The sequence below is a fragment of the Paraburkholderia nodosa DSM 21604 genome (assembly GCF_000519185.1).
In the GTDB taxonomy this organism is placed as follows: domain Bacteria; phylum Pseudomonadota; class Gammaproteobacteria; order Burkholderiales; family Burkholderiaceae; genus Paraburkholderia; species Paraburkholderia nodosa.
This window is the reverse complement of the sequence record NZ_JAFA01000034.1, coordinates 42,038-54,433: the sequence shown is the minus strand read 5'-3', so window position 1 is coordinate 54,433 and position 12,396 is coordinate 42,038. Positions and strand designations below refer to the sequence as shown.

Genomic DNA, 12,396 nt, shown 5'->3' with positions numbered 1-12,396 from the left:
CCAATCGCGTGCATAGGCGCCGCTCACGGCCTCACCACACCGCCCTCCCCGTGCGTTTCGGCTTGAGGCGAATCGTCGAGCGTTTCGAGCGCCGGGTTGTGATGGAGGACGAGCGCCGCGCCCGCTCCCACGAGCCCGGCTCCCGCAAGACATAGCAGGCCCGCGCCGAAGCCGCCCGTGCTGTCCTTGATCCAGCCCATTGCGTAGGGGCCGAAAAAGCCCGCCAGATTGCCGAGCGAATTGACGGCGGCAATGCCGCCGGCCGCCGCCGCGCCCGAAAGGAATGCGGCCGGCAGCGTCCAGATTACCGGCAGGCAACCGAAGATGCCGAAGCCCGCGATGGAAAGCGCCAACATCTTGAGCACCGGATTGTCGAGTCCCGCGGCAGCCGCAATACCGGCGGCCGCGACGGCCAGCGCAAATGCGACGTGACGCTTGCGTTCCAGGCGGCGATCGGAACGCCGACTCCACAGCACCATCGAAACCACGCCCACCGCGTAGGGCAACGCAGTGACGAAGCCCGTCTGCAAATTCGTTAGCCCGAACGCCTTGACGATCTGCGGCAGGAAGAAGCTCAGGCCGTAATTGGTTGCATTCGCACCGAAATAGATCAGCGCGACCGCCAGCACGCGCGGATTGATGAGCGCCTCCAGCACGCTGAACGTGCGCACTTTCTCCCGATGACGGCGCTCCTGCGCCTGGCGATCGACGAGCCAGCGGCGCTCGTCGTCGGCGAGCCAGCGGGCGTCGGCGGGTTTGTCGGTCAGATAGAACAGCACGCACACTGAGAGCACGAGCGCGGGTATCGCCTCGATCAGGTAGACCCACTGCCAGCCCGCCAGCCCCCCTCTGCCGTCCAGCGACAGCAGCGAGCCGGAAACCGGGCCGCCAATCACCGTCGACAACGGAATGGCCGCCATGAAATAGCCCACCACGCGCGCGCGGTATTTGGCGGGAAACCACAGCGTAAGCAGAAAGATGATGCCGGGGAAGAAACCCGCCTCGGCGATACCGAGCAAGATACGCAGTCCATAGAATACGTGCGCGTTCGACATGCCGGTGATGCGGGCGAGGTCCGGAATGAATGCCATCGCGCCCGCGATAATGCCCCACGTGAACATGATGCGCGCGATCCAGCGCCTTGCGCCGAAACGCTCGAGCAGCAGGTTCGACGGCACCTCGAAGAAGAAATAGGCAATGAAGAAGATCCCTGCGCCAAAGCCGAAAGCGCTCGCGGAAAGATCGAGTGCCTTGTTCATCTGCAGTGCCGCAAAACCGACGTTGACCCGATCGAGATACGCCACGAAATAGCAAACGATCAGGAACGGCACGAGCCTTGCCGTCACGCGCGCCATGGTGCGGGTTTCGAGCTCCATATCTGTCTCCTTCGAGGCCGGCTGCGCGGCGCGGTGCGCCAGTCACGGGCCGGACCGTTCGTCCGTTTGGAATCGTTAAAGACTAGTCGCTCGCGGCGCGATACGAAAGGACGGTTCACATGGTGGGATATGGACCGGAAACGGCATTCAAGCGGAATTAAAGCTTCGGACAGGAAAGCACTTGCAACGGCTGCGTGGCAACGCCGGGCTGGGCGCCACGGGTCGGCGTGCCCTGCGGAGGCGTCGAAACGAGGCGCACGCTGTCGGGCCCCGCGTTGGCGAGTGCGTACTTCTCTTCGCTGCCTTCGGGTTGCCAGTACGCGCGAAATACGGGTCCATCGCTGAAAACGAGCAGCGTGCCGTGCGTGGCCTGGCCCGCGGATACGAAATCGACCGGTTCGCCGCTGCGCAGTGCGAAGCCGCCGGCGGCGTTTGTCCCCACGAGCTTGCCGCACGGCGGCGCGGCGTCGGGTGTGGGGATGGGATCTGCGCCATGTGCTGGCTGCGTCGTGAGCAACGCCACGCCGAGACATGACGACAACGCGAGCGTAAGAGTCGTTTTCACGCGCAACCTCGTGAACTCGTCATCGGTCGTTCCGGGGCGCGCAAACCGCATTCCCGCGCGTGAAGGATACGAACGGCCGACCAGCGCGTTAAAAGTCGCCGGAGTCCTTGCCGAGCGTGTTGATATCGATCTCGAGGGCGCGGCAGACGTCGCGCACGAACTCATCCATGGCAGCGGTGCATTCGGGGCTTCCCGCCGGGAAGTCCTCGGGGTTCTTCTTGCCTTGCGCACGGCGGATGGCGCGAATGCTCGCCTCGAGCGCGCGCGCCTCTGCCCAGATGGGAGGCTTGTTGGGATAGTCGGGATGTTTGCGCGCCATGGCTGGTATTTCGGCAACGGCTGCGCGAACTTTAGGCCGGGGTAGCGAGCGAACAGCGGGGCGCCCATATAGCTGGGGATGTCAAACGTTTGCGCCGACCTCATTGCATTGCGACTGGCCGCTCTGCTGCTGGCAAGACCGCGTTTATCCAACGCGCATCATAGGTAACAGCGGCAAGGTCGTTTCGTACGCAACGCGCGGTTCGTCAAACGTGCCGCTGAAATCCGGCAATGGCCCGCCACATTGCGACCGGGTTCGAATACATGGGGAAGTGCCCGCAATCCGCAATTTCCGCCAACGCCACGCCCTGCTCGCGAATGTGATCGAGGTACGAAAGCGAAGCGTTCTGCTGCCCGTACATGAACATGCGCGGAAACGGCAAACCGAGGAATTTGCGCATCAAGTCGCCGTTATCGGACAGATCGACCATCGAGCGGAAAATCGGCCCTACCGCCTCGGCTCTGACCTTGTAGCGCAAACTCGCGGCATAGAGCGCACTCGCATAAGCCGGTGCATGGCGCGTGCGCTCGATGAAATCGCTGAAGAAGCGCTCGGCGTCCGCGCGCGGATACTCCACGATCTGCCTGCTGAGAAAGCAGTCCTCGGGCGCGAGGTTGCCTTCGATATCCACGAAGCTGAGTACGCGCTCCGGGTGCCGGTGGGCAAGCATGAGCGCAGTCAGGCCGCCCATGGAGTGTCCGACGAGATGGAAGCGGCCAAAGCCGACCTGTTCGAGCGCGGCGAGCGCGGTCTCGACGAGAAACGGTATGCCGACTTTCGAGAGATCGGCACACTGCGTTTCGCCGCAGCCCGGGGCGTCGTACGCGACGAACGGGTGCCCTTCGAACGCCGCGTAACGCACGATATCCGCGTAGTCCTCTTTCGTGGACCCGAACCCGTGAAGGAACACGATGGGCGCCTTGTCGCCTTCTCGATGGATGGCGGAAAGCTCGAGCGCCGTGCCATCCACATCGAACGACAACACCGAACGGGTAAATTCCTGAGGCATCGTGGTCACTCCGCAAGCGTGTGGCAAAAATTCTGGATGGCGGCGCAAGCGTGCCGCAACGACACATCGTCCAGCGCATAGGCAATACGAATATAGGGGCCCAGCCCGAACGCGCTGCCGTGCACCGTTGCCACACCGGTTTCGTCGAGCAGCGCATTGGCCACTGCTTCGTCATCCTTGAGATATGCGCCTCCTCGCGTCGTCTTGCCGATCAGGCCAGCGCACGAGGCAAAGGCGTAGAACGCGCCCTGTGGCGCCTCGCAGCGCATGCCCGGCGCCTTGTTCAGTTGTTCGACCACGAGATCGCGCCGTTGCTGAAATATGCCGCGCGAGCGCTCGACGAAATCCTGCGGCCCGCTTAGCGCCGCCAGCGCGGCATGCTGCGAAATAGTCGATGCCCCGGACGTCTGCTGGCCCTGCAGTTTTTCCATCGCGTCGATGAGCCAGCGCGGGCCGGTACAAAAGCCGATGCGCCAGCCCGTCATCGCATACGCCTTGGAAACGCCGTTCATCGTCAGCACGCGCTCGCGCAACCGGGGTTCGACCTGGGCAAGCGTGAAAAATTCGAGGCCGTCGAAAATCAGATGCTCGTAAATATCGTCGGAAAGCACGAGCACCTGCGGATGGGCGAGCAGCACTTGCGCAAGCTGCTGCAGCTCGGCACGGCTGTAAACCGCGCCGGTCGGATTGGATGGCGAATTCAGAATCAGCCAGCGTGTACGTGGCGTAATCGCGGCGTCCAGCGCATCCGCGGTCAGCTTGAAGCCACTTTGCGCGCCGCATGGCACGATCACGGCGCGGGCGCCGCACAACTGCACGATCTCGGGGTAGCTCACCCAATACGGTGCGGGGACGATGACTTCGTCGTCCTCATTGAGCGTCGCGGCGAGTGCGTTGAAGATCACCTGCTTTCCGCCGCTGCATACGAGCGTATCGCGCCAGTCCACGTCGAGCCGGTTTTCACGCTGATACTTTCCGGCGATCGCTTCACGCAAGGCCCGCAGCCCTGCGACTTGCGTATAACGCGTATGGCCCGCTCGAATGGCGGCGATGCCGGCTTCGCATACGTGCTGGGGGGTGTCGAAATCCGGCTCGCCGGCGCTGAGCGAAATCACGGCCGCGCCGCTCGCGCGCCGTGCGGCCACACGGTCCATGACCTTGTAAGTGGCCGAAGGCTTCGCCGCCGCGAGGAAGCGGTTCAATACGGGGAGTTTTGCGTCGCTCATCGAATTGCAATCGCCTCGAATTCCTTGTCATGCATGACGTCTGCAACCGGGCGCCCGGCGCGCACCGCCGCCACCATACCGTCCTGGCGGCGCGCGATCCGCTCGCCCAGCGCCAACACCGCTTCGATATGGCCTTCGGGAACGAACACCGTGCCGCATCGATCCGCAATCACATAGTCGTTTTCATGCACGGTGACACCCGCCATTTGCACCGGTTTGCCCGAGTCGATCTGGACCACGCGATTGCGCGCGCTGATCATCGTGACGCCCCGGCCGTAGACCGGGTAGCCGATCGCTTCGCTGCCGTCGATATCGCGGCTCACGCCGTCGATGACCGAGCCGCGAATCCGCTTCGCCGTGGCGGCGTTGGCGAGGATGTCGCCCCAGCAGGAAACGCCCTCCACGCCGCCCGCGATCACCAGCACGCGATCGTTCGTCGTGACCGCGTCGACGACAGGCGAGATAAGATGCACGCCGGGTTTGGCGTCCTGCTTCGGCCCGAGCAAGATGGTCCTGGCGCGGCCGACGATCTTCGGGCAGTCCCAAAGCGGACGCAGGCCATAAGTTGCACCGGGCAGGCCGAGAAAGTCGAGTGCATCGGAAACCGTGTTGGTGTCCAGTGACGCAAGTCGATCGAGGAAGGAAGGCGTGGTCATCACACTCGGCTCCGTTGGAAAGTCCGGCAATCCTCGCGTGGATCCGCTGATAGGTAAATTTCGCATTTCGTATCTCGGTGATACGATTTCCGGAACAGCAATCGGCCACCGGGAAATGCGCGCACCATGAACAATACGATCGACTTCAGGCTGATACGGCAGCTATGGATGTTCCTCGCAGTTGCCGAGGAACAGCATTTCGGGCGCGCCGCCCAGCGGCTGAACATGTCGCAGCCGCCGCTCACGGAACAGATCAAGGTGCTCGAGCAGTCGCTCAAGCTGGAACTGTTTTACCGGTCGCGGCAGGGCACGCAACTGAGTCCGGCCGGCGCTGCGATCCTGCCGGCCGTTCGGCAATTCGCCGGGCAGGTCGAGCGGCTGGAGCGGGTCGTGCGCGAGGTCGCCGCCGGTCAGTCGGGGGTGTTGCATGTCGGGGCCATCACCTCCGCGATGCTCGAAACGGTGCCGCCCGTGCTGGATGCGCTCAAACGCGCGCATCCGCAACTGACCGTGCTCGTCAAGGAAATCGATAGCGTCGACGCCATTCAGATGCTCGAAGCCGGCGAACTCGATCTCGCGTTCGTGCGCATCGACGGCGAGGTGGGAAGCGGCATCGCCACCATGCCGCTGGCCGAGGACCGGCTGGCCGTGGCGCTGCCGAAGGACCATCCGCTGGCCGCCCTGCCCCGCGTGCGGCTGCAGGCGCTAGCCGGCGAGCAACTGGTGCTGTCGTCGCGACAGGTCAGCCCGGTGTATTTCGACTTCCTGACTTCGGTTTGCCGCTCGCACGGCCTGACGCCGCACATCACGCACGAGGTGCGCTCCGTCACTTCGCAAGTTGCCTATGTCGGCTGCGGCCAGGGCGTGGCGCTCGTGCCGTCGTCGATGCGCAAGCTTGCGCCCGGCAATGTGGTCGTGCGGCCGCTGAAAGAAAAGATTTCGGTGGTCACCGCTGCGCTGCTGTGGAACACGCATCGTCACCATCCGATGGTCGACGAGGTCGTCGCGTCGCTGAAGAAACGAAAGGCGCGAACCCACGCAGTCGAGTTGAAAGCCTGATGAAAAATAGGGACCGCGACATCGGCAATGAAAAGCGCGCGCGTTGCCTCCAGAAATCATGCGAGCGGTCGTAAACGGAGGTATTACATTTCGTTCCCGGCAGTTGCAACGGGACCGCACCGACTCGCAAGACCATGTTCAACGTTCTGGCCCAGTATTGGGGAACGATTCGGCGCACTTTCCTCGCCGGAAACAGCGCGGCCCTGAAGCTGGCGCAGTTGCGCGTGATGATCTATCAGCTTCCCATGATGTATGGGCTGCTGGTCGTCAACACGTGGGGCATGGTGCTGCCCCACGAGAACGAGCTTCCCGCCTGGCAGGGCGTGATCTGTCCGCTCGTGCTCACGGGATTTTGCTTCGTTCGCGTGCTCTCCTGGTTGCGGCTCTCCAGGATCCATGTCAGTGCGGAAGATGCGGCTACGATCGTGCGCAATTCCGGCAGGCTCGCCTGGGTCTTCTCCATCTCGTTCACGGCATGGTCGCTGTCCCTGTTGCCTCACGGCGGCGCGGCATTCAAGCTTCATGTCGCCTTTTACATGGCCATCACGGTCGTCGGCGTCATCTTCTGCCTGATGAACGTCATCAAGGCAGCGTTCACCGTCACCGCCATTGTCAACGGCGCACTCGTCGTGACATTCCTGAGTTCGGGAAATGGCGTATTCCAGGCGATCGCGATCGATACCTCACTGGTTTCGCTGGCGATGCTGGTCGTTGCCTTCACGCAATTCAAGAACTTCGCGGATCTCGTGGCCACGCAACGCGAAAACAAGCGCCTCGCGAATATCGACAGTCTCACGAATCTGCCCAACCGGCGGGCCTTTTTCGCCTCGCTCGACAAGCATTTCGATGCTGCCATGGCATCGGGCGGGCGGCTCGCGGTAGGCCTCGTCGATCTCGACGGCTTCAAGTCCGTCAACGACATTCACGGCCACTCCCTGGGCGACCACGTGCTGGCCGAAGTCGCGTCGCGCCTCGCCAGAGCGGCGCGCGGCACGATCACGATCGCGAGGCTGGGCGGCGACGAATTCGGCGTCATCGTCACGGACGACTGCACGGACGCCGGCCTCTCGCAACTCGGCCGCACCATCTGCGACGTTTTTCACTGTCCCGTACAGGTCGGCGAGATTTCCGTTCGGCTCGGGGCGACGATCGGCTTCTCCACCTATCCGCACATTTCACGAAACAAGGCGGATTTGTTCGAAACGGCAGACTACGCGCTTTACGAAGGCAAGCGCCGCTCGCGCGGCTCGGTGACCATCTTTTCGGAGACGCACCGCAACGCCATCATTCGCGAGTCGCAGATTGCCCAGGCGCTGCGCTCCCCCGATCTCGCCAGCGAACTTTATCTCGCGTTCCAGCCGATCTACTCACTCGAGCGCCAGCGCACCGTTGGTTTCGAAGCCCTGGCGCGCTGGCGCAGCGCGTTGCTCGGCACGGTCCCGCCCGATGAATTCATTCCTGCCGCGGAACGCAACGGCGTCATCAACGGCTTGACCCTCGCGCTGTTTATCAAGGCCCTGGCCTGCGCGAAGCAATGGCCGGCGCATATCCGCTTGTCCTTCAACCTCTCCGCGCATGATTTCGCCAGTGAGTCCGCGGTGAAAGAGTTGGCCCGGTGCATTGTCAGCAGCGGCATCGACCCGGCGCGACTCGACTTCGAGATCACCGAAACCGCGATGGCCAAGGACTTCGACCAGGTCCAGAAAGCGGCCAAGGTGCTGCGCGCGCTGGGCTGCGGTTTGTCGGTCGACGATTTTGGCACCGGCTATTCGAGCCTCTCGTACCTGTGCAAACTTCCACTCACACGCCTGAAGATCGACAGGATGTTCGTGAGCGGTCTCAAGGAGCGCACGACGGCGTTCACCGTGGTCCGCACGCTGCTCAACCTCAGCCGGCAAATGTCGCTCGACTGCATCGTCGAAGGCGTGGAAACAGCGGCCGAACTGCAAACGGTCGCGGCGCTCGGGGCCACGCTCATTCAGGGCTACTACTGTTCGCGCCCGATGGAGGCGTCGGCAGTGGCGGCTTTTCTGGAGCGAGAAAGCGAGGGCGAAGCGGTAGCTCGCCTGGCGGGAGAATGACGAGTAGTCCGCATACCAGAATGGTTGCTGAACTGTTTATGCGGCTGCGCGCGGCTTACGATGTGCCGAACAGTCACGGAGCCCCTCATGAAGCGCTTTCATATCGCACTGGCCGTTTCGAACCTCGAAGCCTCGATCGCAGACTATAGCCAGCTGCTCGGACAACCACCGTCAGCTGTCGTGCCAGGCCAGTACGCGATGTGGCGCACCGATCTCCTCAACTTTTCGATCAACGAAAAACCGGCGCAAGCGGGAATGTTGCGCCACGTTGGATTCGAAGACGACGCGGCAACCGGCTATTCGAGCAGCGTCGACGTGAACGGTCTCGAATGGGAGCTGTTTTCGGCGGCCGAGCAGGACGCGCGCATCGTCAGCGCTTACGGGGTTCCGGTCAAGTCGTGACGAGCGCGCATCTCTCAGCCGGTTAAAGCGCCCAGGCAGCGGCCACACGAGCGCGCCTGGCCCAGCCGCAGGCGCCCGGCGCTCACGGTCACCTCATTGCCGCAGTCGCACCGGCAAACCCACTTGCCATCGCCGGCATAGCGATCCGTCGTCAGCTGGCCGAACACCTCACCGCCCTTCAGCGCAGGCGAACCCGGCCGGGACCGCCACACGCGACGCTGCTCACCGCAGCCGCAATCCCGCGTCTGGCCGCCCTCCACCGCATCCAGCGCGGCCGTGACGTGGGCGCCGCACCGGCACCGCCAGAGCCACATGCCGGCGCCGCGATATTGAAGCGCGACGAGATCGCCGAACGCGCGGCCGGAGACGTCGCGATACGGCGGAAACGGCCATTCAGGCGGCAAGGGGGGGCGGATACGCTGGTTCACGACAGGTAGATGGGATTCGGCGTCCTGGTCTCAAGAGTCTCCGGCCATCTTCGATGCGCGGGCGTGCGGCCCGGCAAAGAGGGGCGGATCATCCCGAGCGGCCGGCGGGTCATCGCCTCGTTACGGGTTATCTGTGTATTTTGGCATCTCACGTCACGAATGATAAATCGTGAACGTTCTGGCCGCTGGCGGTGAACGCCATTGGCCCGGCCAGGTTGGCCCGCTCCGGCCCGGGCCATGCGCCTCAACGCAGACCGACAGATATCCGGTCGGATCTGATCAGCCAGGAGCAACATAATGCTTACCTTACCGATCTTTCTAATCGCTTGCTTCGCGATCATCGTGGCCATGCACCGCGGCGTGACCCGCAAGGCAGACACTAAGCTCCGCGAGCAGTTCGATGCGCAAGGCGCGGGCGGTGACGTGTCGCGCCAGCTGATGCGCAATTCGGGTTACAGCGTCTGAGTTTCCGACTACGCTGAAGCGAACTGAACCGCATCGGTACTGAACACGGCCCGCACCAGCTTCGTCGAGTCGGGCGACTCGAACCATGCACAGGAAAGCTGCGGACCGAATGCCGTCGGCACGACCTGGTTCACCGTCATTAACGGCCCGCCTGAACACAGGCGCACCGTCCTGCCTTTGAATCGCGCAGCGACCGAACTCAACGTCTCGGAACGCAAATCCCTGTGGATCGCACAAACTGCGGACATGTCTCCTCCCGGATGCTCGCGACTCGCTGACGAAGCGTCCCCCGCTCTCGTCAACGTCTGGAACCCGTATATTCGCCCTTCTCCGCATGCGCTGAATATAAAGTTTTCGCCTTCGTATCGGAACAAATTCGACATCGAAGTCATTCCTGGACATTCTGTTCGCACGATGCACTGCGGGCCAGCAAACTAGCGGCCAGCGAGTCTCTCCGCAGCTTGCGGCGCTCCAGCGCGTTGCGCAACTGGCCCAGGATCAGCGTGCCGGCAATCAGCGCGAGATAGAGCGTGACGAGATCGTGACGTGCGCCATTGAGGGCGGCTTGATGGACGACGAGCGCGGCATCGACCGGCGGAAGCAGGTGACTCTTCCCCTCGACGGCTCGCATCATGTGGACGAAGCCCGCTGCGGAAAGCAGCGGCAACAGGACAAAGAGAATCAGCAGCGCGACCCGCATGCGACGCGCCCATGCATGGTGGCGCAACCGGAACCACAGCCCGAGGCATCCGTGTATCCAGCCAGGCGCTAACAGCGCGAGTTGCAGTCCCTGCGTGCCGCTCGTGAGCAGCACGACAATGACGCGCTCGTAGTTCGGTTCGAAACCATAGAGCGAAGACGCGAGCCGGGTCGTCACCGCATGGCGGATCAGCAGGAGCGGCAGGCTGAGCCCTGCCCACAGGCGGATCCATTCCGCGGGCGGCAGTGCCCAATGGCGCCGCCCGTATATCGTGTGCAGCGCCAGCACAAAATGCATCGATGCGGCGCCATACAGCGCGATCGTGCCAGGCGTACTGCGCCAAAGCCGCAGCGCGAGTACGAGACCGCGTCCGGCAAGCTCGAGCGACCAGATGCCGAGCGCGTGATTGACCAGATGCAGAAAGAGATACGTCAGCATCACGAGGCCCGACGTGAGTTGCAGCCGGCGCAGAAAAAATTGAACGTTGATTCTCGCTTCGCTCGCGCGGCGACGGGTCGTGTCGACGTAGTCCATATGTGTTTCCACCATTTCGTGTGCCACGCCTGCCATACCGCGAACCCACGCCGGTTATTCCCGCGCTCGACTCGCGAAAAAAATCTGGGAATAAAACAGCGGCTCTCGCGGTATTGCACGTGAAGCCCGCCCTGGAGGCGCTCAGTATTGCACCGGCGGTCGACTTCCCGAACCCACGCGAGAGGACATCATGTCGTCAGATCTTCCTTCCCAACCGTCACGCCGCAGCGCCCTGAAATGCCTCGCCTTCGGTGGCGCCGGCACCGTGTTCGTTCTGGCCGGAGGCGTCCTCACGCCCGTGGAGCTGGCGCTGGCGGCGAGCAGCAAAGAAAACGCCGGCGTGCCGCTCTTTCTGCAGATCAGCGACTCGCATATTGGCTTCAACAAGGAAGCCAATCCCGATGTCGCGGGCACGCTCAAACAGACCATCGACTATGTGAACGCGATGCCCGTCAAACCCGCCCTCGCGATTCACACGGGCGATATCACCCATCTCTCCAAACCTGAGGAATTCGATCTGGCGGCGCAATTGCTGTCCGGTCTCGACATTACCGAGTTGCACACGACGCCCGGCGAACACGATGTGACCGATGGACCGCAAGGCGAATACTTCAAGCGTTTCGGCAAGGCATCGGACAACCGGGGCTATTACAGCTTCGACCACAATGGCGTGCACTTCATCGCGCTCGTCAACGTGATGCATTTCAAGCCGAACGGGCTGGGCAACCTGGGCGAGGACCAGCTCGCCTGGCTGGAAAACGATCTGAAGGGCCGCACGTCGAGCACGCCGATCGTCGTGTTTACGCACATGCCGATGTGGACGATCTACGAACCATGGGGATGGGGCACCGGCGATGCGGGCCAGGCCATGGATTATCTAAAGCGCTTCGGCTCGGTGACCGTGCTCAATGGCCATATACATCAGATCGTTTCCAAGGTGGAAGGCAATATCACGTTCCACACGGCACGCTCGACCGCCTATCCGCAACCGACAGCCGGCGACGGTCCCGGACCCGGGCCGCTCAAGGTGGCAAGCGATCAGTTGCCGAAGATGCTTGGCGTGACCAGCATCCGGATCACGCGCCATCCCCTCGCGGCGACGCTTTCCGACACGTCCCTCGCCTGACCGCGCGTCTCGCTCATTGAACAAGGATCCGAGCCATGCTCTCCAATCACTATCGTCGCGCGTTCGCCCTCTTCTACGGGATCGGGATGCTCGTGGCGGGGGCGTCGCTGGGTGCGCCTGCCGCGCAAGCGCAAGAGCCCAATGAAATCGACATCAAGAATTTCATGTTTTCGCCCATGGCGCTCACCGTGAAGGCAGGCACCACGGTGACCTGGAAAAATATGGACGGCGAACCACATACGGTCGTCAACGATGCCGGCGTCTTTCACTCCGCCGCGCTCGACCAGAACGACACGTATCAGTTCAAGTTCGACAAGCCGGGGGTGTACAAGGTGTTCTGCGGCATCCACCCGTATATGAAGGCGACCATTACGGTGCAGTAGAGACCCAAGCGACGATAAGGAGCGTCGCCGCGCGTGTTGCAACTCGCTTGCGCTACGCGACGACGCC

The 12,396-nt window shown here is 62.8% G+C and carries 15 protein-coding genes; 6 read left to right on the top strand and 9 right to left on the bottom strand.

Annotation, left to right across the window (positions count from 1 at the left end):
- Positions 1–23: 23 nt before the first annotated feature.
- From A3CW_RS0134210 to A3CW_RS0134185, 6 genes are all read right to left on the bottom strand, one after another.
- Positions 24–1,376: an MFS transporter gene (locus A3CW_RS0134210; RefSeq protein WP_028207565.1), complete on the bottom strand. Its 1,353-nt coding sequence runs from the start codon at positions 1,374–1,376 to the stop codon at positions 24–26.
- Between the two features lie 157 nt (positions 1,377–1,533).
- The gene (locus tag A3CW_RS48495; RefSeq protein WP_407669794.1) at positions 1,534–1,941 is read right to left on the bottom strand and encodes a hypothetical protein; all 408 of its coding nucleotides are present in this window, start codon (positions 1,939–1,941) and stop codon (positions 1,534–1,536) included.
- A gap of 88 nt (positions 1,942–2,029) precedes the next feature.
- Positions 2,030–2,260: a hypothetical protein gene (locus A3CW_RS48490; protein ID WP_035514788.1), complete on the bottom strand. Its 231-nt coding sequence runs from the start codon at positions 2,258–2,260 to the stop codon at positions 2,030–2,032.
- 205 nt (positions 2,261–2,465) lie between these two features.
- Positions 2,466–3,269 (bottom strand): alpha/beta fold hydrolase, encoded by an 804-nt coding sequence (locus tag A3CW_RS0134195; protein WP_051481906.1) that lies wholly within the window; start codon positions 3,267–3,269, stop codon positions 2,466–2,468.
- A gap of 5 nt (positions 3,270–3,274) precedes the next feature.
- Positions 3,275–4,495, bottom strand: a complete 1,221-nt coding sequence (locus tag A3CW_RS0134190) for a pyridoxal phosphate-dependent aminotransferase (protein ID WP_028207562.1) — start codon at positions 4,493–4,495, stop codon at positions 3,275–3,277.
- Positions 4,492–5,151: an RraA family protein gene (locus A3CW_RS0134185; protein WP_028207561.1), complete on the bottom strand. Its 660-nt coding sequence runs from the start codon at positions 5,149–5,151 to the stop codon at positions 4,492–4,494. Before A3CW_RS0134185 ends, A3CW_RS0134190 begins: the two co-directional genes overlap by 4 nt.
- Before the next feature lie 126 nt (positions 5,152–5,277).
- Here A3CW_RS0134185 and A3CW_RS0134180 point away from each other — a divergent pair, with 126 nt between their 5' ends.
- From A3CW_RS0134180 to A3CW_RS0134170, 3 genes are all read left to right on the top strand, one after another.
- A complete protein-coding gene (locus A3CW_RS0134180) occupies positions 5,278–6,210 on the top strand; it encodes a LysR substrate-binding domain-containing protein (RefSeq protein WP_028207560.1) in 933 nt (310 codons plus the stop codon).
- A gap of 134 nt (positions 6,211–6,344) precedes the next feature.
- Positions 6,345–8,291 (top strand): putative bifunctional diguanylate cyclase/phosphodiesterase, encoded by a 1,947-nt coding sequence (locus A3CW_RS0134175; RefSeq protein WP_063750891.1) that lies wholly within the window; start codon positions 6,345–6,347, stop codon positions 8,289–8,291.
- 87 nt (positions 8,292–8,378) lie between these two features.
- Complete coding sequence (locus tag A3CW_RS0134170) at positions 8,379–8,693, top strand: VOC family protein (RefSeq protein ID WP_028207558.1); 315 nt, start codon at positions 8,379–8,381, stop codon at positions 8,691–8,693.
- Positions 8,694–8,707: 14 nt separating this feature from the next.
- Here A3CW_RS0134170 and A3CW_RS0134165 read toward each other — a convergent pair whose 3' ends face one another.
- Positions 8,708–9,121 carry a hypothetical protein gene (locus A3CW_RS0134165; RefSeq protein ID WP_154678111.1) on the bottom strand — a complete coding sequence of 138 codons (414 nt, stop codon included), beginning with the start codon at positions 9,119–9,121 and terminating at the stop codon, positions 8,708–8,710.
- 297 nt (positions 9,122–9,418) lie between these two features.
- Between A3CW_RS0134165 and A3CW_RS53460 the strand changes: the two genes are divergently transcribed.
- A complete protein-coding gene (locus tag A3CW_RS53460; protein WP_169739129.1) occupies positions 9,419–9,586 on the top strand; it encodes a hypothetical protein in 168 nt (55 codons plus the stop codon).
- An 8-nt stretch (positions 9,587–9,594) separates the two neighbouring features.
- On the opposite strand, the gene A3CW_RS54340 is transcribed toward A3CW_RS53460, so the two are convergent.
- Together A3CW_RS54340 and A3CW_RS48485 are read right to left on the bottom strand one after the other, a co-directional pair.
- Positions 9,595–9,834, bottom strand: coding sequence for a DUF2158 domain-containing protein (locus A3CW_RS54340; protein WP_281175161.1), 240 nt, complete (start codon positions 9,832–9,834; stop codon positions 9,595–9,597).
- Between the two features lie 140 nt (positions 9,835–9,974).
- Positions 9,975–10,820 carry a hypothetical protein gene (locus tag A3CW_RS48485; RefSeq protein ID WP_051481901.1) on the bottom strand — a complete coding sequence of 282 codons (846 nt, stop codon included), beginning with the start codon at positions 10,818–10,820 and terminating at the stop codon, positions 9,975–9,977.
- 190 nt (positions 10,821–11,010) lie between these two features.
- Between A3CW_RS48485 and A3CW_RS0134145 the strand changes: the two genes are divergently transcribed.
- Positions 11,011–11,946, top strand: coding sequence for a metallophosphoesterase family protein (locus A3CW_RS0134145; protein WP_028207556.1), 936 nt, complete (start codon positions 11,011–11,013; stop codon positions 11,944–11,946).
- Positions 11,947–11,981: 35 nt separating this feature from the next.
- Positions 11,982–12,329 carry a cupredoxin domain-containing protein gene (locus A3CW_RS0134140; protein ID WP_028207555.1) on the top strand — a complete coding sequence of 116 codons (348 nt, stop codon included), beginning with the start codon at positions 11,982–11,984 and terminating at the stop codon, positions 12,327–12,329.
- Positions 12,330–12,396 lie beyond the last annotated feature (67 nt).